The sequence below is a fragment of the Caballeronia sp. NK8 genome, assembly GCF_018408855.1.
Taxonomy (GTDB): Bacteria; Pseudomonadota; Gammaproteobacteria; order Burkholderiales; family Burkholderiaceae; genus Caballeronia.
The window spans coordinates 1147517-1170860 of record NZ_AP024325.1 but is presented as its reverse complement, the minus strand read 5'-3'; the positions used below and the strand labels follow the sequence as shown (position 1 = coordinate 1170860).

General features: G+C 63.8%; 22 protein-coding genes. 13 read left to right on the top strand and 9 right to left on the bottom strand.

The window, feature by feature from the left end; genetic code table 11:
- The first annotated feature begins 7 nt into the window (after positions 1-7).
- The gene (locus tag NK8_RS30690) at positions 8-1414 is read left to right on the top strand and encodes an MFS transporter (RefSeq protein WP_213231921.1); all 1407 of its coding nucleotides are present in this window, start codon (positions 8-10) and stop codon (positions 1412-1414) included.
- Between the two features lie 47 nt (positions 1415-1461).
- On the opposite strand, the gene NK8_RS30685 is transcribed toward NK8_RS30690, so the two are convergent.
- The 5 genes from NK8_RS30685 to NK8_RS30665 form a co-directional block, all read right to left on the bottom strand.
- Complete coding sequence (locus NK8_RS30685) at positions 1462-2415, bottom strand: ABC transporter permease (RefSeq protein ID WP_162070625.1); 954 nt, start codon at positions 2413-2415, stop codon at positions 1462-1464.
- A gap of 5 nt (positions 2416-2420) precedes the next feature.
- On the bottom strand, positions 2421-3401 hold the full coding sequence (locus NK8_RS30680) for an ABC transporter permease (protein ID WP_213231919.1): 981 nt from the start codon (positions 3399-3401) through the stop codon (positions 2421-2423).
- Positions 3391-4953, bottom strand: a complete 1563-nt coding sequence (locus NK8_RS30675; RefSeq protein WP_213231917.1) for a sugar ABC transporter ATP-binding protein — start codon at positions 4951-4953, stop codon at positions 3391-3393. The genes NK8_RS30680 and NK8_RS30675 overlap by 11 nt, the downstream gene beginning before the upstream one ends.
- Positions 4954-5022: 69 nt before the next feature.
- Positions 5023-6030, bottom strand: a complete 1008-nt coding sequence (locus NK8_RS30670) for an ABC transporter substrate-binding protein (protein WP_162070628.1) — start codon at positions 6028-6030, stop codon at positions 5023-5025.
- A gap of 139 nt (positions 6031-6169) precedes the next feature.
- Entirely contained in the window at positions 6170-7258 is a 1089-nt protein-coding gene (locus NK8_RS30665) for a LacI family DNA-binding transcriptional regulator (protein ID WP_225936434.1), read from the bottom strand.
- Between the two features lie 211 nt (positions 7259-7469).
- On the opposite strand from NK8_RS30665, the gene NK8_RS30660 reads away from it, so the two are divergent.
- Positions 7470-8270, top strand: a complete 801-nt coding sequence (locus NK8_RS30660; RefSeq protein ID WP_213231916.1) for a phytanoyl-CoA dioxygenase family protein — start codon at positions 7470-7472, stop codon at positions 8268-8270.
- Entirely contained in the window at positions 8267-9199 is a 933-nt protein-coding gene (locus tag NK8_RS30655; RefSeq protein WP_213231915.1) for an aldose 1-epimerase, read from the top strand. Before NK8_RS30660 ends, NK8_RS30655 begins: the two co-directional genes overlap by 4 nt.
- A gap of 51 nt (positions 9200-9250) precedes the next feature.
- Here the strand turns inward: NK8_RS30655 and NK8_RS30650 are convergent, their stop codons facing one another.
- Positions 9251-9562 carry a hypothetical protein gene (locus NK8_RS30650; protein ID WP_225936433.1) on the bottom strand — a complete coding sequence of 104 codons (312 nt, stop codon included), beginning with the start codon at positions 9560-9562 and terminating at the stop codon, positions 9251-9253.
- 257 nt (positions 9563-9819) lie between these two features.
- Positions 9820-10122, bottom strand: coding sequence for a hypothetical protein (locus tag NK8_RS30645; RefSeq protein WP_225936432.1), 303 nt, complete (start codon positions 10120-10122; stop codon positions 9820-9822).
- A gap of 189 nt (positions 10123-10311) precedes the next feature.
- Between NK8_RS30645 and NK8_RS30640 the strand changes: the two genes are divergently transcribed.
- Together NK8_RS30640 and NK8_RS30635 are read left to right on the top strand one after the other, a co-directional pair.
- Positions 10312-11523, top strand: a complete 1212-nt coding sequence (locus tag NK8_RS30640; RefSeq protein ID WP_213231914.1) for a putative DNA modification/repair radical SAM protein — start codon at positions 10312-10314, stop codon at positions 11521-11523.
- Positions 11523-12938, top strand: a complete 1416-nt coding sequence (locus NK8_RS30635) for a UdgX family uracil-DNA binding protein (protein WP_213231913.1) — start codon at positions 11523-11525, stop codon at positions 12936-12938. The genes NK8_RS30640 and NK8_RS30635 overlap by 1 nt, the downstream gene beginning before the upstream one ends.
- A gap of 2 nt (positions 12939-12940) precedes the next feature.
- On the opposite strand, the gene NK8_RS30630 is transcribed toward NK8_RS30635, so the two are convergent.
- A complete protein-coding gene (locus tag NK8_RS30630) occupies positions 12941-13729 on the bottom strand; it encodes an SDR family NAD(P)-dependent oxidoreductase (RefSeq protein ID WP_213231912.1) in 789 nt (262 codons plus the stop codon).
- Positions 13730-14052: 323 nt separating this feature from the next.
- Between NK8_RS30630 and NK8_RS30625 the strand changes: the two genes are divergently transcribed.
- The 7 genes from NK8_RS30625 to NK8_RS30595 all read left to right on the top strand — a co-directional run bounded on the left by NK8_RS30625 (position 14053) and on the right by NK8_RS30595 (position 21133).
- On the top strand, positions 14053-14862 hold the full coding sequence (locus NK8_RS30625; protein WP_162070634.1) for a DUF4410 domain-containing protein: 810 nt from the start codon (positions 14053-14055) through the stop codon (positions 14860-14862).
- A gap of 77 nt (positions 14863-14939) precedes the next feature.
- A complete protein-coding gene (gene cls / locus NK8_RS30620; RefSeq protein ID WP_162070635.1) occupies positions 14940-16211 on the top strand; it encodes a cardiolipin synthase in 1272 nt (423 codons plus the stop codon).
- Between the two features lie 107 nt (positions 16212-16318).
- Positions 16319-18388: a bifunctional diguanylate cyclase/phosphodiesterase gene (locus NK8_RS30615; protein WP_213231911.1), complete on the top strand. Its 2070-nt coding sequence runs from the start codon at positions 16319-16321 to the stop codon at positions 18386-18388.
- Between the two features lie 227 nt (positions 18389-18615).
- Positions 18616-19224, top strand: a complete 609-nt coding sequence (locus NK8_RS30610; RefSeq protein WP_213231910.1) for a hypothetical protein — start codon at positions 18616-18618, stop codon at positions 19222-19224.
- On the top strand, positions 19221-19703 hold the full coding sequence (locus NK8_RS30605) for a hypothetical protein (protein ID WP_213231909.1): 483 nt from the start codon (positions 19221-19223) through the stop codon (positions 19701-19703). The genes NK8_RS30610 and NK8_RS30605 overlap by 4 nt, the downstream gene beginning before the upstream one ends.
- 120 nt (positions 19704-19823) lie before the next feature.
- Entirely contained in the window at positions 19824-20729 is a 906-nt protein-coding gene (locus NK8_RS30600; RefSeq protein ID WP_213231908.1) for a ParA family protein, read from the top strand.
- Positions 20726-21133 (top strand): hypothetical protein, encoded by a 408-nt coding sequence (locus NK8_RS30595; RefSeq protein ID WP_225936431.1) that lies wholly within the window; start codon positions 20726-20728, stop codon positions 21131-21133. Before NK8_RS30600 ends, NK8_RS30595 begins: the two co-directional genes overlap by 4 nt.
- Before the next feature lie 3 nt (positions 21134-21136).
- On the opposite strand, the gene NK8_RS30590 is transcribed toward NK8_RS30595, so the two are convergent.
- Positions 21137-22678 (bottom strand): DHA2 family efflux MFS transporter permease subunit, encoded by a 1542-nt coding sequence (locus tag NK8_RS30590; protein ID WP_213231905.1) that lies wholly within the window; start codon positions 22676-22678, stop codon positions 21137-21139.
- Between the two features lie 119 nt (positions 22679-22797).
- On the opposite strand from NK8_RS30590, the gene NK8_RS30585 reads away from it, so the two are divergent.
- Positions 22798-23241: a MarR family winged helix-turn-helix transcriptional regulator gene (locus NK8_RS30585; RefSeq protein ID WP_213231904.1), complete on the top strand. Its 444-nt coding sequence runs from the start codon at positions 22798-22800 to the stop codon at positions 23239-23241.
- Positions 23242-23344: the final 103 nt, after the last annotated feature.

Here is a 23344-nt window from a genome sequence, read left to right as displayed (position 1 = left end):
AACGACTATGAGTTACGTGCAACCCTCCACGAGCAAAGACGCGCAGACAGCGCATGATGCGCAATCGCGCGGGCCGATCAGGCGCGCCATGGCGGCATCGGCCATCGGCAACGCGACCGAATGGTTCGACTACGGCATCTACAGCTACGGCCTCACCTATATTTCAGCCGCGCTCTTTCCCGGCAGCACCGCGCAGGCAACGCTCTTCGCGCTCGCGACTTTCGCGATCTCCTTCCTCGTCCGGCCGCTCGGCGGACTCTTCTGGGGGCCGCTCGGCGACCGGCTCGGCCGCAAGCATGTGCTCGCGCTGACCATCATCATCATGTCGATGGCGACCTTGCTCGTCGGCCTGTTGCCTTCGTATGCGAGCATCGGCTTGTGGGCGCCGGCGGCGCTCGTCGTGCTGCGCATGATCCAGGGCTTTTCGACCGGCGGCGAATACGGCGGCGCGGCCACCTTCATGGCCGAGTACGCGCCCGACCACAAGCGCGGTTTCTGCGGCAGCTTCCTCGAATTCGGCACGCTCGCGGGCTTCTCGCTCGGGGCGCTTCTGATGCTGGGCTGTTCGGTCCTGCTCGGCAATGACGCGATGCACGCATGGGGCTGGCGTCTGCCGTTCGTCGTCGCGGCGCCGCTCGGTCTGATCGGACTGTATCTGCGCTCGAAGATGGAGGACACGCCGGTGTTTCGCGAATGCGCCGAAGCGGCGGGGCGTGAGGATCATGCGGGCGTGCCGTTGCGCGAACTGTTCGCGAACTACTGGAAGCCGCTGCTGCAGCTCGGCGGACTGGTCGTCGCGCTCAACGTGGTGAACTATGTGCTGCTCGCCTATATGCCGACGTTCATGAAGAAGGAACTCGGCATGAGCGACAACCTTTCGCTGCTGCTGCCCTTGATCGGCATGTTGTCGATGATGGTGCTGCTGCCGTTCGCCGGCGCGCTGTCGGATCGCATCGGGCGCAAGAAGGTGTGGTGGCTTTCGCTCGTCGGCATCTTTGTGGCCGCCGTGCCGATGTTTTCGTTGATGTCGCATGGCATCGCGGGCGCGCTGATCGGGCTCGGGGTGCTGGGGCTGCTCTATGTGCCGCAACTCGCGAGCATCTCGGCGATGTTCCCCGCGATGTTCCCGACGCAGGCGCGGTATGCGGGGATGGCGATCGCCTACAACCTCTCGACGTCGATCTTCGGCGGCACCGCGCCGATGGTCACCGACTGGCTCATCGGGCGCACGGGCAATACGCTGGTGCCGGCTTACTACATGATGGGCGCTTGTGTGGTGGGGGCGGTTGCGTTGCTGTTCGTGACCGAGACGGTGGGATGCTCGCTGCGCGGGCGAGGGATTCCTGGTGTCGTGGCAGGGACGCGGCGGGAGGAGGTAATCCGGGAGACCGTGCCGGAGCATCGGCATGCCTGATGGGTTTTATTCGCCGGGTCCCGTGAAAGCGGGATCCGGCGAATTCCTCAACGCGCCACCTTGACCACTTTCCCTCCACCCAGAACCCTCGCCTGCAATACGATCACAAGCAACAGGAACAACCCACGAATCACCGACTGCCAATACGCCGACAACGAAATAAACCCCAGCCCGTTCTCGAAGTTCAAAAGGTTGAACACGAGCCCAAGCAAAGCGACACCGGCGATCGTCATCGCGATGGACCCATCGCCCCCGGTCAACCGCGTACCCCCAAGCACCACAGCCGAAATCGCGAACAGCTCCCATCCAACGCCTTCATTCGGCTGCCCCGCGCCGAACTGCGCCGCGAGAATCGCCCCGGCGATGCCGGCAAGCAGCCCGGAAACGGCATAAACGAAGACCAGCGTGCGATCCACGTTCAGTCCCATCAACCGCGACGCTTCCTCGCTCCCGCCGATGGCAAGCGCATGCCGCCCGAACCGCGAACTGCGCAACGCGATCCATCCGATCACCGCAGCCGCCGCGCACACGATCCCCGGAATCGGCATCCCCAGAAAATCGCCTTGCCCGAACGCCGCGAAATTCATATCGGACGAAATCGCCACTGCATCGTTATGACCGAGCAGCAACGCCAGACCATGCGCGCCCAGACTCGTCGCCAGCGTGACGATGAACGGCAGAATCCGCATATGCGTGATGACGAGACCGTTCAGCACGCCGACCGCGAGCCCCGCGAACGATCCCGCGAGCACGCCGGCGAGCGCGCCATGCGGACTCGCCAGCGCCGACACGACGCTCGCGAGCGCAGCCACCGTACCGACCGACAGATCGATGCCGCCCGTGATGATCACGAACGCCATGCCGATCGATATCAGCAGGAACATCGAGTTGTAGCGCCAGAACGACGTCACGTTATACGCCGACAGGAAATGCTCATAACGCGTGACGCCGAGCACGAGCAGCGCGACGAGCGCAATGAGAATGGGCAGGTTCTTCTTCATGACAGTCAGCCTCGCTTGCGTTGCACGTACACCGCGGCGATGATGATCGCGGCCTTGAGCACGAGCGCGGCGGCATCCGGAATGCCGTGCGCGAGCAGCGTGTAACGCAACAACTGAATGATCAGCGCGCCGATCAGCGTGCCCGTGATATACGCCTTGCCGCCCGTCAACGCAGTGCCGCCGACCGCGACCGCCGCGATCGCATCGAGTTCGACGCCGAGGCCCACGACATTCGCATCCGACGACGAGTTCACCGAAATCGAGATCAGCCCCGCGAGTCCCGCGAGCGCGGCGCATACGGTGTACGCGATCATCTTCACGCGCGCGGTCGGAATGCCCGAGAGATACGCGGCGTCCTCATTGCCGCCCGTCACGAGCAGATACTTGCCGAACAGGGTCTTGCGCACGATCCAGGTAAAGATCGCGACGAGCGCGAGCATCAACAGGATCTGAAACGGCACCCCCGCGACCTTGCCGAGCGCGATCCATTGAAAGGTGGAATTGTTGAACGCCTGCAGGCTGCCGTCCGTGACGACCTGCGCGATGCCGCGGCCCGCGATGAACAGCACGAGCGTCGCGACGATCGGCTGAACGTGCAGCCGCGTCACGAGAAAGCCGTTGAACACGCCGCATGCGGCAGCCGCGATGATCGGCAAGGTGAACGCGAGCAGAATGCCGAGCGGGCCGTCGATATTCATGAAGAGCATCGGCGCGAGCGCACCGGCAATCGCCATCGAAGCGCCCACGGAGAGATCGATCCCGCCCGTCGCGACAACGAGCGTCATGCCGATGCCGACGATCACGATCGTCACCACTTGCGTGAGATTCACGTTGAACGTCTGCAGCGAAAGGAAGTGCTGCGTGAAGATCAGATTGAAGACGATCATCGCGATCAGCACGGCGATTTCGCGCTGAATCGCGATGCCGCGTTTCTTCTTCACGGGTGCCTGCACGATCGGCGCGGCGCGTTGCGTGTCATCGATCATGTTTCGCTTCCTCCACCGCTTCGGCGAGCGTCGACTCCGCGCTCCCGCCGTATGCGATCGCGTCCATGATGGCCGCCTCGTTCATCTGCGCGCCATCGAGTTGCGCGACCGTTTCGCCGTCGCGGATCACGACCGCGCGATCGGCCACCGCCGTCAGTTCCTCCAGTTCCGATGCGGACAGCAGCACCGCGAGACCCGCATCGCGCAGTTCGCGCACGATCTTCGCGACATCGGCCTTCGCGCCGACGTCGATGCCGCGCGTGGGTTCATCGAGCAGAAGAAGGCGAGGGTGCGTCGCGAGCCAGCGCGCGAGCAGCACCTTTTGCTGATTGCCGCCGGAGAGTTCGCGTATCGGCTGATCGGGCGAGCGCAACTTGATGCCGAGCGACTCGATGAAACCGTCGACGATCTCGCGCTGCTTCGCCACGTCGACCACGCCGCGCTTCGTCAGCGCGGGCAGACAGACGAGCGTGAGGTTGTCTCGCACCGAAAGCTCCGGCACGATACCTTCGGCCTTGCGATCCTCGGTCAGATACGCGACGCCGCGCGCGATCGCATCCTTCGGTGATCTGAACGTCGCGCTTTCGCCGCCGACAGAAAGCGCGCCTTTGGCAGGACGGTCCGCGCCGAACAGCAAACGCATCGTTTCCGTGCGTCCCGAGCCGAGCAGGCCCGCGAGACCGACGGCTTCGCCTGCATGCACATCGAGCGACACGTCCGTGACTTTCGCGCCCGCCGCGAGTCCCTGCGCTGAAAGCGCCACCGGCCCGCGCTTCGCGAGATTGGCTTCCTTCACCGCGCTGTCTTCGTGAACGACGGCGGCGAGCGTGCGCCCGAGCATGGTCGTGACGAGCTTGAGCTTGTCCATGTCCTGCATCGTGCTTTCGGCGACGGTCTGTCCGTCGCGCATCACCGTGACGCGATCGCATAGCGCGTACAGTTCATCGAGCCGATGCGATACGAAGATCACCGCGCGCCCGTCGTCACGCAACCGCCGCACGACGGTGAACAGCAATTCGACTTCGCGTTCGTCGAGCGAAGAGGTCGATTCGTCCATGATGACCATCTTCGCATCCGACGAAACGGCGCGGGCCAGCGCGACCATCTGCTGGATCGCGGTGGAGTATTCGCGTACCGGCTTTTTAACGTCGATGCGCAATCCGAATGATTCGAGCAGGTCGGCCGCGCGCCGCTGCGCCGTCTTCCAGTCGATGAGTCCGAAGCGGCGTGGCTCGCGTCCCAGAAAGATATTTTCCGCGACCGAGCGAAACGGCACGAGGTTGATCTCCTGATAGATCGTACTGATGCCCGCTTCGCGCGCGTCTTTCGGCGTGCGGAAATCGACCTCGCGGCCATCGAAGCGGACCGTGCCCGCGCTCTTGCGATACGCGCCGGTGAGAATCTTGATCAACGTGGATTTGCCCGCGCCGTTCTGGCCGATGAGCGCGTGCACTTCGCCCGCCGTGACGGTCAGGCGCGCGCGTTTCAAGGCAGCGACGCCGCCGAACGCAATGTCGATGTCCTGCATGTCAAGAAGGGGAGTCTGAGCCATGCCGTGAGTCCGTCGAAATGAAAAAGCGAGCGCCTTCGATCAGGCGCCCGCAAGACACACACGCTTCGCTCAGTACCCGTACTGCATGCTTGCGTCGACGTTGCTCTTGTCGTAGAAGCGGTCCGAGACCTTCACCCACGGCGGGATCGTCTCGCCCTTCGCGTACTTCTGCGCGACATCGCACGCGAGCGGCCCGAAGAACGGGCTCGATTGCACGCTCGCGCCGAGTTCGCCGGCCTTGATCGCTTCGAGGCCGCCCTTGGTGCCGTCGATCGTCACGAGCACGATGTCCTTGCCCGGCTGCTTGCCGGCCGCCTTGATGGCGGCGATCGCGCCGAGCGCCATCTCGTCGTTGTGCGCGTAGACGGCGGTCACATCCGGATGCGCCTGCAGCAGCGTCTCCATCACCTGACGGCCCTTGTCGCGCGCAAAGTCGCCGCTCTGCGACGCGATGATCTTCATGCCCGGATTCTTCGCGATCACTTCGTCGAAGCCCTTCTTGCGGTCGTTCGCGGCGGACGCGCCGGTCGAGCCTTCCAGCTCGATGATCGTCGCCTTCCCGTTGGTCGCCTTCACGAGCCAGTCGGCGGCGCGATGTCCCTGATCGATGAAGTCCGAGCCGATGAACGTGATGTAGTCCTTGCCCGCCTTCGCCATCGACTGGTCGATGTTGCGGTCGACGAGAATCACCGGAATGCCCGCTTTCTTCGCCTGCATCACGACCGGCACGAGCGGCTTCTCTTCACGCGGCGGGAACACGAGCAGATCGACATGCTGCGCGATCATGCTTTGAATGTCCGAGACCTGCTTGGCGGCGGAGCTGTTGGCGTCGGTCATCACCATCTGCCAGCCGCATTTCGCCGCGATGTCCTTGAAGCTCTTCGTTTCCGCGAGACGCCACGGGTTGTTGCTCTCGGTCTGCGCAAAGCCGACCTTCAGGGGCTTCTTGTTCGCGATCTTCGGCAGGCCGTCGTCGGCGGCGTGGGCGGCAGTGAAGCCGGCAGCGAGCGTCAGGGCGGTCAGTGCAGCAGCGAGCGGGCGCAGGCCCGTACGCGATTTCTTCTCTAGGGACAGCATGTCTTCCTCCATAGGATGGTTTGCCTTTTTCTAGTAGTGCCGATGCTTGTTGTTGCCCGGTCTGCGTGCTGCGAGAGTGGTGATGCGTATTGCTCAAGGCTGCGACTTCGGCGATTGTTTCATCGCGTCTTATTAACGGTCAATCGCTAATATTATTAGTTGCGAGATGCCTGGCTTCGGCCAATGTCCTGACCGAGCCGCGCTCGATCAAAGGCCCGTCGAGCTTGACCGTGCGGCGTCTCACCGGCGCGCCGGCGGCGCGGTTCTGTTCTTCCTGAAGCAGCGTCTCGACCGCCCAGCGCCCGAGTTCGTAGTTCGGCAGCACGACCGTGGAAAGCGGCGGATGCGTATGCCGCGCGATTTCCTGATCGTCGTAACCGAGCACGGAAACATCGTCGGGAACGCGCAGGCCGAGTTGCTTCAGCGCCTCGATCGCGCCGAGCGCCATCAGATCGTTCGCGCAGAAAATCGCGGTCGGCGGATTCGGCTCGCGCATCAGCGAGAGCGTGTGCTCGAAGCCGGTGCCCGGGCTCCAGTCGCCCTCGCGCACGAGTTCCGCCGCGAACGGCAGATCGGCCGTCGCGAGCGCGGTCCGATAACCCTTGAGCCGATCGCGCGCCGCGTCCTGCCACGGCTCGCCGTTGATATAGCCGATGCGCCTGTGGCCCGCCGCCAGCAAGTGATCCGTTGCCGTATGCCCGCCCGCGACCTCGGCGGGCACGACCGACGACACGCTCGCATCGCTCGTGTAGCAGTTCAGGAGCACGGTCGGCACGCGGGCGAGCACGGCGGGCAGCGTGACGCGGCGCGTGTAGACCGTCGCGTAGATCACGCCGAGCACGTTCGGATTGCCGAGCGTCGCGTCGAGCACGCTCGCTTCGATTTCCGCGTTGCCGTGCGTCGAATAGACCGCGAGCATGCGGCCGTTGGCGAACGCCGCATCGCGCGCGCCGTCGATGCTCACGACCGGGTGCGGGCTCGTCGAGATTTCGTCGGCGAGATAGACGATCAGATTGCGTTCGCCCTGGCTCTCGAGCGCCGCGACCGGCTCGCGCTGCGTCATGCGATAGCCGAGTTCCTGCGCGGCGCGCAGCACCTTGTCGCGCGTGGTGTCGGAGAACTTCGCGCCGCTTGCGTTGTTCAGCACGAGCGAGACCGTCGATTGCGAGACTCCGGTGAGTTTCGCGATGTCGGTCATCGTCGGGCGGCGTTGGGTGGTTTTTTTCATTGTGCGGGGTGCGTCGGGCGGCTGGACGCCATGCATACGAAGCGTGGCGGGCCGCGAAAACCTGCCACTAATATTAGTGATGAACGACGCAGAAAGCACGTGTTTATTGGGCATTTCGGCTCAGGGTTTTCACCGGTTATTACTAATAATATTGACGAATGGATTACGTGCATGCGATTCTGTCCCCGGACTCGCGACGAGGAGACGGCGCATGGGCAGGTACGACGAGGGCACGCGAGACGCGCTTGCCGAAGCGTTCAAACGAGACGGTTTTGTGCTGCTGCGCGACCATTTCCCGCGCGCGACGCTCGAAGCCTGGCGCAATGCATTTGCTCCGCTCTTGCAACCGCATGTGGATGCAGCGCGCGCAGCTGCCACGAGCGGCAATCGCGGACCGGGCCGCTATTACGTCACGCTGCCGTTCGAGGGCGAGTTCTCGGACCCGTCGATCTTTTGCGACGACGACATCGTCGGTATCGTGGAGCGCGTGGCCGGGCGCGATCCGGTGATGTGCCAGCTCGCCACCGATACGCCCGTGCACGGCTCCGAATATCAGGACTGGCATCGCGACACGCCGCCGCTGTTCGACGATGCGCCCGAAACGCCCTCGTTCCAGCTCGCGGTGAATTTCCCGCTGGTCGATGTCGATGATCGCAACGGCCCGCTCGAAACGACGCGCGGCACGCATCGCATGTCGCGCGACGACGCGTATGCCGGCCTGGAAGCGGGGCGCTTCGCCGCCGAACGCGTGCCGATGAAACTCGGTGACGTGATGATTCGCGATGTGCGCGGCCTGCATCGCGGCACGCCGAACCTGGACGGAGAGCCGCGTCCGATGGTCGTGATCGGCTATAGCCGCGCGTGGTATTTCCGGCCGGAGGTGCATATTGACGTGCCGCGCGACGTGTTCGCCGCATTGCCCGCGCGCGCACGGCGTCTGTTGCGCTTCAATCCACTCGTCGAGGCGACGGCGCGCACGTTCGACGAAAATTACCGGCAGTTCGCATATTGAGCGCCGCACTGTCCGAAGCGCTCGTCGAGCTGCGTCATGGCGCGCGCCGCGTGCTGCTCGCGCCGCATGTCGGCGGCGCGATCGCGGCATTCGACGAAACGCGCGATGGCCGCGTGATCGACTGGCTGCGTCCCGCTACGCCCGCCGCGCTGGCCGCGCGCGATCCGCTCGGCATGGCGAGCTTTCCGCTCTTGCCGTATTGCAATCGCATTCGCGACGCGCGCTTCTTGTTCGACGGCGCGCTCGTCGATCTTTCCGATGACGGCAACGGCTTCGCCCACGCGCTGCACGGCAACGCGTGGCGTCTGGGCTGGCGCGTGGAGGAAGTCTCGGCTTCGCGGGCGCGCTTGCACCTGCTGCACGAGCCTTCGCGTGAAGCGGCGCGGCACTGGCCATTCGCTTATGAAGCGACGCAGGACATCGCGCTCGATGCGGACACACTGAGCGTCACGATGTCCGCGCGCAATCTGGCCGATCGGCCGATGCCGTTCGGCATGGGCCATCACCCCTACTATCCGCGCACGCGAAACACGCGCGTGCATGCGCGCGTCGCCGCGATGTGGCACAGCACGCCGGATCTGCTGCCGACGCACGCGGGTCCGCATCCGTGCATCGATGCGATGGCGTCCAGCGATGGCATGTCCGCCGATGCGTTCGATCTCGACAATAACTTCGCCGGCTGGTCGCGCACGGCGACGATCGCGTGGCCCGACGAAGGCCGCGCGATCACGTTGAGCGCCGACGCGCCGTTCGATCACATGGTGGTGTACGCGCCCGCTGCGCATCCCGGGCTGCTTTGCGTGGAGCCGGTGAGCAACGTGGCGGACTGGGTGAATCTGGATGTGGCGCGCGCGCTGAAGGGCGGCGCGGTCCTGGAGCCGGGCGAGTCGGTCAGCGCGACGTTTGCGTGGACGACCCGCATCGGGTGATGCGTCACGAACGGCGCTTGGGCACGCCCGCGACGCAAAGCCTTTGACCGATCATTGACCGAAGAAGATGTCGCAGCGCGGTGCGTCGCCGCAGCCGCCCTGACGGCGGCCGCTCGCGGATGCGCTCGCGCCTGCCGACATGCCGCCGTATGCCGATTCATCGGCTTGCGGCGCGGGCATCGCAGCAGTCTGCGAGTGATCGGGCGTGGCCTGCGACATATACATCGGGCGCATCGTCTGCACGGTTTGCTGCGCGTCCGCGGGCATGCCCTGAGCGTGCGCCGCGCCGATGCTGCCGACCGTGGTCACGAGCGCGCACGCAGCCATCATCGCGAAGAATTGCGGTTTGGTTTTCGCCTTCATGTTCCAGCTCCTTGAAACGAATGCACAAGCAGCCGGGAACACGATTCTCGGACTCCTTGCAGCTTTGTCGATGGACGGGATCGAGCGCAGCGGCAAAACGGCCGAAACGAGTACTCGCCCGGCGCGATGGATAGCGCTCAGGCACTACAGTACGGTGATGAAGGAGCGGGAGAAATCCCTATCTGGCAGGGATACTTCGGAGGGGATCGAAAAGCGCGCGCGGGCTTTCGCAAAGCCCGCGCGCGCTGACAACGACGTCAATACGTCTTGGCCGCGCCGCCGCCCGACGTGCCCGAATCGGAACCGCCCGAGCTGCTCTTCTTGTTCTTGTGCATCTTGTTGCTTTGCGACGAGCCCATCGTATTCGCGCCCGATGCGCCCGATGTCGAGCCCGTCACGCCGTTGGCGTTCGGCGTACTCATGCCGGTGCCGCCTTGTCCGGCTCCGTTGCCGCCCGCTGAACCGCCGCCTGCTCCACCGCCTGCGCCCTGCGCGAACGCCGCGCCCGACAGACTCAGAATCATGGCCGAAACAAGCAGGCTTCTCTTTGCGTTCTTCATGGTGTCCTCCCGTTGATCGATAGTCTCGATGCGTGCCGCCTCGCGAAATGCTGGCCGCCGCCGTCTTTCCTGCGCAATCGCCATGCCGTGGGAGAGCGACCGGGCAGGCGCGAAGTGTGCGCAATAACAAAACGTTTGACTTAGCGACTCACCGTGAATACTGTATAAACATACAGTACAATCGTAAAGATGGATCTCTCCGAAAAGCTCGAAATCCTCGCCGACGCCGCCAAGTACGACGCGTCATGCGCGAGCGGCGGCTCGCCGAAACGCGAGTCGCGCGGCATCGACGGCCTTGGCGCCAGCACCGGTTCGGGCATCTGCCACAGTTTCACGCCCGACGGCCGGTGCGTCTCGCTGCTCAAGATTCTTTTGACGAACTTTTGTCTCTACGACTGCCGTTACTGCATCAACCGCCGCTCCAGCAACGTGCCGCGCGCCCGCTTCACGCCCGAGGAAGTCGTGAACCTCACGCTGGATTTTTATCGCCGCAATTACATCGACGGCCTGTTTCTCAGTTCCGGCGTGATTCGTTCGTCGAACTACACGATGGAACAGCTCGTTCTCGTCGCGAAATTGCTGCGCGAAAAGCACCAGTTTCGCGGCTATATCCATCTGAAGACGATTCCCGATGCCGATCCCGGTCTCGTCGCGCAGGCTGGCCGCTACGCCGACCGTCTGAGCGTGAACATAGAATTGCCGACGGAAATCAGCCTCGAACGTCTCGCGCCGGAAAAAAGCGGCCGCACGATCAAGCTGGCGATGGGCAACATCCGGGTCGCGCGCGAGGAATCCGAAGCGGAGCCGCGCGCGCCGAAATTCGCGCCGGCGGGGCAGAGCACGCAGATGATCGTCGGCGCCGATGAAACCGACGACCGCACCATCCTCGGCACCGCTGAAACGCTCTACGGTTCGTATCAGCTGAAGCGTGTCTATTACTCGGCCTTCAGCCCGATTCCCGACAGCCCCTCGGGCGTGCCGTCGAAAGCGCCGCCGCTCCTTCGCGAACATCGCCTGTATCAGGCGGATTTTCTGATGCGCGGCTACGGTTTCGCTGCGTCGGAACTGCTCGGCGATGCCGGCAATCTGCCGCTCGACGTCGATCCGAAACTCGCCTGGGCGCTCGCGAATCGGGACCGCTTTCCGGTCGATCTGAACGTCGCGCCCGCGCGCACGATCGCGCGTGTGCCGGGCATCGGCATGCGCAACGCCAAGCGCATTGTCGAATTGCGGCGCGCGCGGCGCGTGCGTTATCAGGATCTCGTGCGGCTGCGCTGCAGCATGGACAAGGTGAAGCCGTTCGTCGTCGTGGCGGATTATCGGCCGCCGCTGTCCGAAGCGCCGTCGGACAATCTGCGGCGCGCGCTCGCGACGGAGCCGGTGCAGCTGTCGCTCCTCTGATGCACCTCATCGCCATCGACGACGATTTCGACGCCTGGCGCGCCGCCGCGCTCGACGCGCTCGCGCAAGGACTCGCGCCCGAATCGGTCGACTGGCGCACGTCGCAGGTCGAGCCCGCCTTGTTCGATGAAGCCGCGCCATCGGCGAAGGTGGCGGAAGCGCCGCAAATCCGCGTATCGCGGGAACTCGCATCGCTGCTGAAAGACGCCGCGCATTTTCGCGACGCGCGCCGCTGGGGCTTTCTCTATCGCGTGCTGTGGCGCTGGTCGCGGGGCGATCGCGCGGTTGCATCGGCCGCCGATGAAGACGGCGCGCGCCTCTACAAAATGGCCAAGGCGGTGCGACGCGCGCAGCACGACATGATCGCGTACGTGCGCTTTCGCCAGCGCGACGCCTCGCTCGGCGCGCCCGAGTATGTCGCGTGGTACGAGCCCGATCACGACGTGCTCGCCTGGGGCGCGGACCATTTCGCGGCGCGCATGGGACGCTCGACCTGGCTGATCGCGACGCCCGATGGCGCGGCGATGTTCGACGGCGCGCGCCTGAAACTGGAGCGCCGCCGCGCGCTCGCATCGGAACACGCGGTCGATACGCCCGACGCCGCCGAAGCGCTCTGGATGACCTATTACCGCAGCATCTTCAACCCGGCGCGGCTGAACGAATCCGCGCTCGAACAACACATGCCGGTGCGTTTCTGGAAGGGGCTGCCGGAAGGCGCGCTGATTCCGAAGCTCGTCAGCGATGCGCGCGGCGGGGCGCGGCGCGTCGCGCAGGCGAAGAGCGTCGGCGCGCTCGGCGGCAAGGCGGTGCAGGTGGAAGCGGACGAGGCCCAGCCCGAACGCGACGCCCCCACGTCACTCGACACCTGCCGCCGCTGCGATCTGTGGCGCAACGCGACGCAGGCGGTGCGTGGCGCGGGTCCGGCGGATGCCCGCATCATGCTGCTCGGCGAACAGCCCGGCGATCAGGAGGATCTGAAGGGCGAGCCGTTCGTCGGCGCGGCGGGGCAATTGCTCGACGACGCCATGCGACAGGCTGGCGTGCCGCGCGAGCAGGTGTATCTGACCAACGCGGTGAAGCATTTCAAGTGGGAGCCGCGCGGCAAGCGGCGGCTGCACAAGACGCCGGCGCAACAGGAAGTCGAAGCGTGCTCGTACTGGCTCGAACAGGAACTGCATGACGTCGGCGCGCGCGTGATCGTCACGCTCGGCGCGACCGCGCTCGCGGCGCTGTTCGGCCGTCGCGCGACGTTATCGGCGCATGTCGGGCGCGTCGTGCCGTATCGCGACAGGCTCGTCGTCGCGACGTATCACCCTTCCTACGCGCTGCGGCAGAACGACGAAGCCGCGCGGGATCGAACCGTCGCGGCGATCGTCGAGGCGCTCGAACGAGCGCGCGAACTCATCGGCGCATAGCTTCAGAAGGCCGCGCGTATCACGCCGCCGTCCGCGCGCAACGCCGCGCCGTTGGTCGCCGAGGACAACTCCGAGCACACGTAAGCCACCATGCTCGCGATTTCCTCGGGCGTGATGAAGCGCTTGAGAATCGACGTCGGGCGCGCTTCCTCGAAGAACTGCTGCTCGAACTCGTGAAAGCTTTTTCCGCCAGAGAGCTTCTCGACGAACTCGGTGACGCCCTCGGAACTCGTCGGACCCGGCAACACCGAATTGACCGTGACGCCCGTGCCCGTGCAGGTCTCCGCGAGGCCGCGCGCGAGCGAAATCTGCGCCGATTTCGTCATGCCGTAGTGAATCATCTCGACGGGAATCTGCACGCCGCTCTCGCTGCTGATGAACACCACACGGCCCCAGTTCTTCTCCTTCATCTTCGGCAGATAGGCGCGCGAGAGCCGCACGCCCGACATCACGTTGGCATTGAAGAAGCGCAGCCATTCATCGTCGGGAATGTCTTCGAACGGCTTCGGATCGAAGATGCCCATGTTGTTCACGAGGATATCGACGTGTGGGAAGCGCTGCACGAGCGCGTCGACCTGCGCGGCATCGGAGACGTCGCCGGCAAAGCCTTCGGCCTGCGCGCCCGGCGCGAGTTCGCGCAGTTTCGCGAGCGCGGTATCTACCGACCCCTGCGAGCGGCCGTTCACGATCACGCGCGCGCCCTCGCGCGCCAGCGCCACTGCGATGGCGTGACCAATGCCCTTGGTCGAGCCGGACACCAGCGCGAGCTTGTTACTGATCTTCAGATCCATCTCTGCTCCTTGGCAAGTTTGCGGAGTGCGCCGACGACCTGCGCGACGCGTGCCGGACATGGTAACCACAAGCGGCGTGTTCTGCAGCCGGCCTGCCGCGCCGCGAAATCACCCGCTGAAGCCTTGTCCCACGGGCCTTCCGCGCCCGTGAAATCGCGCGACATAAATGCTCGATGGCCTGCCGCGCGGCCATCCTCCATAGTTGCGTCTGCGTGATCGGGAACCCAGCGAGACCCGAACAACAACGAGAACCGACAGCCGACTCACGCATCCACGAATTCGACCATTCACGATTCCCGGCGCGGCCGGTACGGAGATGCAACATGTCCAGCTCGATCAAATTCTCGTCGTTCAGTTCGATCATCAACAAGGCGCGCGGCGCGGCGCTCGCCGGACTCGTCGTCGGCACGGCGCTGCTGGCGGGCTGCGCGAGCAATCCCGCACAGGCCGCGAGCCAGTTCAACCAGTACGGCGGCCAGTCCGTGCAGACCGTCGCGGCCGCGCCCGCCCTGCGCCCCGACACGATCTACGTCTACGCTTTCGCCAGCGACGCCAGCGAAGTCAAGCTCGACAATCACGGCATGATCTCGAAGATCGGCGCGGCGATGTCCGGTGACTCGCAGGCGCAGAAGCAAGCGCAGGACGCCGTCGCGGCGCGCGAGGAAGTCGCGAACGAGATCGTCGCCAAACTTCAGTCGATGGGCCTCCCCGCCGTCCGCGCCGACGTGCCGCCGCCGGAAGACCGGAGCGTGCTGGTCGTCCAGGGCAACTTCGACACGATCGATGCGGGCAATCGCCGCCGCCGTATGCTGATCGGCCTCGGCGCGGGCGAAAGCAAGGTCGGCGCGACCGTGCAGCTCGTCTTCAAGCCCGCGCACGGCGCGCCGCAACTGCTCGAACAGTTCGACGCCAAGGCCGACAGCGGCCATGCGCCGGGCGTCGCGGAAATGGCGGGCGTCGGCGCGGCGGCGGGGCATGTGGCGAGTTCGCTCGCGGTATCGGGCGGACTGCACGCGGTATCGGAGACGAAGCACGCGGGTGTGTCGTCAGACGAGAAGCGCCTCGGCGACTCCATCGCCAAGCAGATCGCGAAACTCGGCCAGACGCAGGGCTGGATGCCGGCGAAAAGCTGAGCCAGCATGACGCCGCGCGGTCCGGAACGTGCTTACACTGGCGATTCCGGACGAATGTTCGCCCCGCGAGGCCGCGCATGCCAACGATTGCCCTGATTGTCCTGACCGTTGTCGTGACGCTCGTCGTCGTGCTGATCATCGCGAATCTGACGAGCGGCGAGAAGAAGATCGAGCACAAGATCGAACGGCTGTACCCAAGCGACGACCCGCAGTTCGTCCGCTCGATGGGCCTGCTGCTCGGTCCACCCGTGGTCGGCGGCAACCGCTTCGAAGTGCTCCTGAACGGCGACGAGATTTTTCCGTCGATGCTGGCGGGTATCCGCTCGGCGCGGGAGACGATCACCTTCGAAACGTTCATCTACTGGTCGGGCGCGATCGGCGAGGAGGTCGCCCAGGCACTGTCCGATCAGGCGCGCGCGGGCGTCGCGGTACATGTGCTGCTCGACTGGGTCGGCACCTCGAAAATGGACAAGCGCTATTTGCGCATGCTGCGTGAGGCGGGCGCGGAAGTCGTCCAGTATCACAAGCCGCACTGGAGCGGGCTTGGGCGCATGAACGACCGCACGCACCGGAAGCTGCTCGTGATCGACGGGCGCATCGGCTTCACGGGCGGCGTCGGGATCGCCGAGGAATGGACCGGGCACGCGCAGGACGAGAAACACTGGCGCGACACGCATTTTCGCGTCGAAGGCGCGGCGGTCGGGCAGATGCAGGCGGTCTTCATGGACAACTGGATCAAGGCGACCGGCAACGTGCTGCACGGCCCGCGCTATTTTCCGAAGATCGAACCCGCGGGCGACGGTCTCGCGCACATGTTCAGCAGCTCGCCCTCGGGTGGCAGCGACGACATGCAGTTGATGTACCTGATGGCGATCACCGCCGCGACACATTCCATCCATTTGTCGAGCGCGTACTTCGTGCCCGACAAGCTGACGATCAACGCTATCGTCGAAGCGGCGAAGCGCGGCGTGGCCGTGCACATCATCACGCCGGGCAAGCGCATCGACACGCACACGGTGCGCGAGGCGTCGCGCGCGTGCTGGGGCGATCTGCTCGCGGCGGGCGTCGAAATCTACGAATATCAGCCGACGATGTTCCACTGCAAGCTCATCGTCGTCGACGAATATCTCGTGTCGGTCGGTTCCACCAACTTCGACAGCCGCTCGTTCAAGCTGAACGACGAGGCCAACCTCAACATCTACGACCGCGATTTCGCGCGCCGCCAGACCGCGATTTTCGCCGACGACGTCGCCCACGCGAAACGCATCACGCTCGACGACTGGCGCCGTCGTCCGCTCACCGAAAAGCTGCTGGAACGCATCGTCGCGCTGCTCGATTCGCAACTTTGACGCGCGGGCGGCGCGCGTTGCGAGTATTTCTCATTTGGAGTCTAAAGATTGCCGGTCCCCGGCCGATAAGACGCTCACGCAAACGAGTCTTCGGCTAACTGGCATTTATGCACGGCACCTACAACTTCTGGCTGGTTGCGGCATCGCTGGTTGTCGCGACGCTCGCTTCCTTTACCGCGCTCGATATTTCGGGGCGGATCTCGATGCTCGCGCATTCGCGCACTCGGCACATCTGGCTGGCGGGGGGCGCGGCGTCGATGGGCATCGGCATCTGGTCGATGCATTTCATCGGCGTGCTCGCCTTCGAACTGCCGATTCCACTCGGCTACGACTTCAGGATCACCGCCGGGTCGCTCGGCATCGCGGTGCTCGTATCGTTTTTCGCGCTCCATGTCATCACCAGCAAGCGGCTGACGGCACGCCGGCTCGTCGCGAGCAGCGTGCTGATGGGCGCGGGCATCGCGGCGATGCACTACACCGGCGACGCCGCGATGCGCATGCAGCCCGCGATTCAGTACGATCCGCGCCTGTTCGCCGCGTCGATCGCGATTGCCGTGGTCGCGTCGGGCGCGGCGCTGTGGATCGCGCATACGCTGTCGGACGCGACGCAGATGAACGTGCTCGCGAAGCGCCTGGTGTCGGCGCTGGTGATGGGCATTGCGATCACCGGCATGCATTACACCGGCAACGCGGCGGCGAACTTTCTGCCGGGCTCGATCTGCGGCGCGGCGAACGACGTCGACGCGAACTGGCTCGCCACGACCGTCGTGCTGTTCACGCTGGCGATCCTGATCATCACGCTCGTGCTGTCGCGCTTCGACGCGCGCACGGCGTTGCTGGCCGGTTCCGTCTCGCGGCTGAACGGCCAGATCGTGCGTATGGCGACCTTCGACACGCTCACGGACCTGCCGAACCGCCGCACGATGAACGAGCGCATCGAGCGCGCGATCAGAAGCGCGAGGCACAGCGACAGCCGCTTTGCGATTCTCTTCATGGACCTCGACGGCTTCAAGACGATCAACGATTCGCTCGGCCATACGGTCGGCGACGAAGTGCTGAAGGCGTTTGCGCGACGTCTGCAGGAATGCGTGCGCGGCGGCGATACGGTGGCGCGTCTGGGCGGCGACGAGTTCGTCGTGATGCTGGAAAACATGCATGCGCCGACCGATGCGCAGACGCTGGCCGAGCGCATCCTCGAAGCGATGAAAAGGGGTTTGCTCGTGGCCAATCATCCGTTGCAGGTGATGCCGAGCATCGGCATCGCGCTGTATCCGCAGGATGGCGACAGCGTCGAGTCGCTGCTCAAGCACGCCGACGTCGCGATGTACGAGGCGAAGCGCGGCGGGCGCAGCACGTATCGCTTCTTCGAGGCGAGCATGAACGAGGCGGCGGTGCGGACCTTGCAGATTCAACAGGCGCTGCACGAGGCGTTGAACGGCGGCCATTTCTATCTGCTGTTCCAGCCGAAGTTTCGCGGCAAGAGCGGCGAGCTGGCGGGCGCGGAGGCGTTGATCCGGCTGGACCATCCGGACATCGGCACGCTGACGCCGCTCGAATTCATTCCGATCGCGGAGCGTTCCGGGCAGATCGTGCCGATCGGCTACTGGGTCGTGCGCGAGACGTGCCAGCATCTTTCGCGCTGGCGTGCGGAGGGGCGGCCGCCGGTGAAGGTGGCGATCAATCTGTCGCCGCGCCAGATGAACGAGGCGGATCTGGTCGCGAACATCCTCAAGATCATGCATGAGGAAAGCGTGCCGAGCGAGCAGATCATGTTCGAGATCACCGAGACGGTGGCGATGCAGGACGCGCCGCGCACCATCGAGATGATCCGCGCGTTTCAGGAGAATGGCTTCGAGATCGCAATCGACGATTTCGGCACGGGCTATTCGAGTCTGGCGTATTTGCAGCGCTTTCGTGCGAAGCAGTTGAAGATCGACAGGTTCTTCACGAACGGGCTCGATGAGAACGGGCAGGAAGGGCGGGCGATCGTGTCGGCGATCATCGCGCTCGCGCATTCGCTCGATATGGATGTGGTCGCGGAAGGCGTGGAGACGGGTTCGCAGCTCGACCGGCTGCAGGACATGATGTGCGATGAGATGCAGGGGTTCTTGCTGGCGGTGCCTTTGTCGGCGGATGCGTTCGGGGTGATGCTGGAGCGGGGGGAGGTGAGTGTGTGAGTACGGCGGTTGTTTCCGCTGCGCGAAGGCAGCTTTGTCGACACGCAGCGGTAATTCGACTTAGGATGTCGAAATAGTTTATCTCAAAATATAAAGACTGTATGTTGGGTCCACTCAGATGCTCTAGTGCGAGCGGTTAAAGAGATTCGTGAATGGACCCATATAGAGATAGCTCAGTTATCCGTGTCAACGGTGACATCTTTCTGTACTGTCACCGAACGTTGGTCATGTCGCCCAATCGGTGGGAAACCAGGAAGTATGTGATTCTGGAGTCGTTCTTCTTCGAGAATCAGCACGATTGCAAAGGTTTGCTATCGTCGAAGACGAACGCGGAAACGAATGAGTTTCTCAAGAGCGTCGCGCTGGCAACGTACACGCTGGATTCGCACATAACGATAGAACACATCCGAAAGTTCCTGTTTGGAATGTTGGTTCGTGGAAGCGAGTGGCATGGGCCTGTCGACAAACACTTTCCAGAAGAATTTTTGTTGCCGGCGTTCATCGATGGATTGACGCGTCGCAAGTTCATCGCGATCGCGTATGAGTGGCCTTATCGAACAGCGATTTCTTCCAGCGACGCGGGATCTCCGCTTGAGGGCGAGCCGATCAGATATGCCTCGCGTGAGCGGGCGACGGATGATGCACAAGAGATCGCCGGCAGTGAGGGTACGCCGCGAAACAATCAGGCTCAGAACAGGCAGACAAGGGCGGTGGCGAAAGCGCTGGGACTGACCAAGCGACAGGCGCGCCAATTGCACGAGGAGATCAGCGATCAAGGCTTGGGATATCGCGAAATCCTGGAGCGAGCACAAGATATGTTTGGAGCGCGTGAATGAGCGACATCAGAGAAGTAATCACTCAACGTCTTTCCGTTCTCGTCGGACTGAAGGTCTGCGGCGTCAATCGTGCCGCCGACATGCTGACAGTGCAATTCGGCCGACGAATAAAGGTCAGGAACTACAAAGGGGAATGGAGGGAGGTCGGTGAATGGGCGTTGCACATTCAATGTGATTGGAAATTATCTTTCGCCGGAGCAGGAAATTCCCTCGTCTCGCGATCCGATTTCAGCGGCACCGACGAGGCGATCATTCAGGCAGCCCACAAAGCTGGAGATATCCTGATCTCAGGAGGCCCGACCGTTGTTCAAAGCGTATCAGGCGACGCGGCAGGCGGGCTGCTGATCGAACTCTCAAGAAACCTCGAATTGGTCGTCATATCCGACAACCTGCCGGGCAACGAGGATTGGCGATTTTTCTCCCATGGAAGCGACGATCATCTCGTGATCGAGTGCGGCAAGGTGATGAGCAACGACTGAAACACCAAAATTGACCAACCTGATCAGTTAGCAATACTCCTTGATCTGTAAAATCCTCGCGCCGCGACGGTAGGCCGTCGCGGCCCAATTCGACGAGGCCAATAAAACAGAGGAGCCGGGATGGTCAAGGGGAAAACGCCGCATGTCTTGAGTTTCATCAATCTCAAAGGCGGTGTCGGCAAGACGACGACAGCGGTCGCCGTCGCGGAGATTCTCGCGCTCGAAGCGCGCCAGCGTGTGCTGCTGATCGATCTCGATCCGCAGACCAACGCGACGGTGAATCTGATCTCAGAAGAAGCGTGGGACGAACTCGACCGCTCCGGACGCACCATCGCGCAATTGTTCGACGACAAGATCAACCATCACCTCGAACCGAAATTCGATATCGAGCGTGCCATCGTTCGTAGGGTTTCGACGGTGAACGGCGGTATCGAAGCGCTCGATCTGTTGCCTTCCAGTATCCGGCTGATCGAGTTGCAGGATCATATTCCCGGCATCGCGATGATGGGTAACTTCACCAACAATCCGCTCGACATCCTGAAGAAGGCGTTGCAGCCGGTCATCGACCGATACGACTACGTCATCATCGATTGTCCGCCGAGCCTCGGCACGGTCACGCGCAACGGCTTGCGTATGTCCACCGGCTATGTGATTCCCACCATTCCCGACATCGTCTCGACGTGGGGCATCTATCAGATCGTCGACAACGTGCGCCGCTTTGCTGCGGATATCGGTCAGACGATCGAGCCGCTCGGTATCGTCGCGACCAAGGTGCAGAAGAACAATCTCCACGATCGCGTGATGAACGATTTGGCGCATGGCCGCCTCGGCAAATTCAACGCAGCCGGCGTGCAGCAGCCGCGTTTTTTCGAAAGCACGATTCCGCTATCCGTGAACGTCGCGCGGGGCGCCGACCACGAAGCCGACCTGCGCACGCTCAATGGAAAATACGGCCCGCAAGCCTACGTGGCGTTGCAAGTTCTGACACGGGAGATCTGGGCACTATGCGAAGCGAACAGCCAGTGATCGCACAGTTGGAAGGTCTTGTCGCCTTGATCAAGGACGAGGCAGCGCGCAATCCCGGTTTCGCGGAGAAGCTCAACGCGTTGTTTCAGCCGGTCGAACCCATCGCCGCCGCGCGGCCGAAAGTGCCGGCCAAGCGCAAGGACATCGACGTGCCGGACGTACACGTCGAATTCGACGCGCGCGGCGATGAAGGTTTTCGCGAGTGGCTGCACGCGCAGCCGGCCGACACGCTCAAGGCGATCATCCGCCACGAGGGATTCGATCCCGCGCGCCGCGCCGCGAAATGGAAGGACGAGAGGAAGCTGGTCACCTTCATCGCGGACGCGCTGCGCGCCCGCATGTCCCGAGGCTCGGCATTCATCGGACGCACGCACGATCGCGACGATTCGCCAGCGGAAAGCTAACGCTCAATCCATCGCCGCATGCGGGACGGCTTCATCCGCAGCCGCCTTGCGTGCGGGCCGGATCAGCAGCAACAGCGGGACCACCAGCAAGGTCGCCACGAACATCAGCTTGAAGTCGTTGAGATACGCGATCATCGACGCCTGCTGCGTGATGGTCTGATTCAGCATCGCCATGTCCTGCATCGAGCCGCTCGACAGCACCGACTGCATCGCCGGATTGAACGGCGTCACCTGCGCGGCGAGGTCCGCGTGCGCGATCTGCGTGTTGCGGGTCATCAGCGTCTGCACGACCGAAATGCCGATACTGCTGCCGATATTGCGCATGAGGCTGTAGGTGGCGGTGCCGTCGGCGCGCAGTTCGGGCGTGAGCGTCGAGAACGTCAGCGCCGACAGCGGCACGAACACGAGCCCCAGCCCGAAGCCCTGAATCACTCCGGGCCACACGATATCCGAGGCCGACAGCACGATCGTGTACTGCATCATCTGCCAGAGCGCGAGCGCCGAAATCAGGAACCCCGACAGCAACAGCAAGCGCGCATCGATGTGCTTCAGGAGCCGTCCGGCGATGAGCATCGCGATCATCGTGCCCGCGCCGCTCGGCGCCGTGACGAGGCCCGTCGTCGCGACCGGATAGTTCATCAGGTTCTGCAGCATCGGCGGCAGGAGCGCGCGCGTCGCGTACATCACCGCGCCGATCACGAAGATGAAGCAGGTGCCCGTCGCGAAGTTGCGATCCTTCAGCAACTGGTATTTGAAGAAGGAACGCTGGCCCGCCGTGGCCGTATGCGCGATGAAAAACACGAAGGCGAGCGCCGCGAGCAAAGCCTCGATGCGGATCTCCATCGAGCCGAACCAGTCGAGCTGTTCGCCGCGATCGAGCATCGCCTGGAACGCGCCGATCGCGAGGCCGAGCGTCGCGAAGCCGAAGGCGTCGAATTTCACGGCGCGCCGGGCGGCCTGCGCGGGCAGAAAGGTCGATACGCCGAACAGCGCGAACGCGCCGATCGGCACGTTGATGAAAAACACCCAGCGCCAGTTGTAGCTGTCGGTGAGCCAGCCGCCGAGCGTCGGACCGAGAATCGGCCCGACCATCACGCCCATGCCCCAGACGGCCATCGCCTGGCCCTGTTTCTCGCGCGGGTTGATGTCGAGCAAAATAGATTGCGACAGCGGCACGAGCGACGCCCCGAAAACGCCCTGCAACAGCCGCGAACCGACGATCTGCGCGAGCGTCTCCGACAGCCCGCACAACGCCGACGCCACCGTGAAGCCCGCAATCGATATGCACAGCAGCCGCTTCACGCTCAACCGGTCCGAAAGCCAGCCGGTGAGGGGCGTTGCGATCGCCGCCGCGACGATATACGAAGTCAGCACCCACGTGATTTCGTCCTGCGACGCCGACAGGCTGCCCTGCATATGCGGCAGCGCCACGTTCGCGATGGTGCTGTCGAGCGTCTGGATCAGCGTCGCGAGCATGATCGCGACGGTCAGCATGCCGCGGTTCAGGGGTGCCGCGGCGCTTTCCGTGGAGACTTCGGAGGACATGGACTGAGCCGCGGGGCGGCGGCTTTGTAAGTAAGGTTATGATAAGCAGGCTTATTATACGGCGCATTTCTGCTGACGAACGTGTGCACGCGTCGAAAGCTCTTACCTATAATCGCGCGATGGAAACCCAACTCGACAAACGCTTCGGCTTTCTGGTCGCGGACGTGGATCGCCTGTGCGGCAACCGGTTCGACGTACTGGCGAAGTCATCGCTCAATCTCACGCGCGCGCAGTGCCGCGTGCTCGCCTATCTCTCGCATTACGGCGAGGTGAACCAGGCGCGGCTCGCGGGGCTGCTCGAAGTCGCACCGATTTCCGCCGGACGGCTGCTCGACCGGATGGAGGAGGGCGGCTGGATCGAGCGCCGCCCGAATCCCGACGACCGCCGCGAACGGCAGGTGAGCATGACCGCGAAGGCGGAAAAGGCGCTTGACAAGGCTCGGCGCGTCGGCGATGAAATCACGTCGGAGGCGCTCGCCGGTTTCACCCGCCAGGAAAGCGAGCAGTTGATCGCGCTCTTGCAGCGCGTGCGCGGGAATCTGAGCCGCATCGTCGACCGGTGAACGGGCGGGGAATCGCTCGCGGCCGGTTTTGGCGCGCCATGCTGATGTGCCGCGCGAGGATCGCGGATTGCTGACGCGATCCTCGCAGGCGTCGTTGTCAACT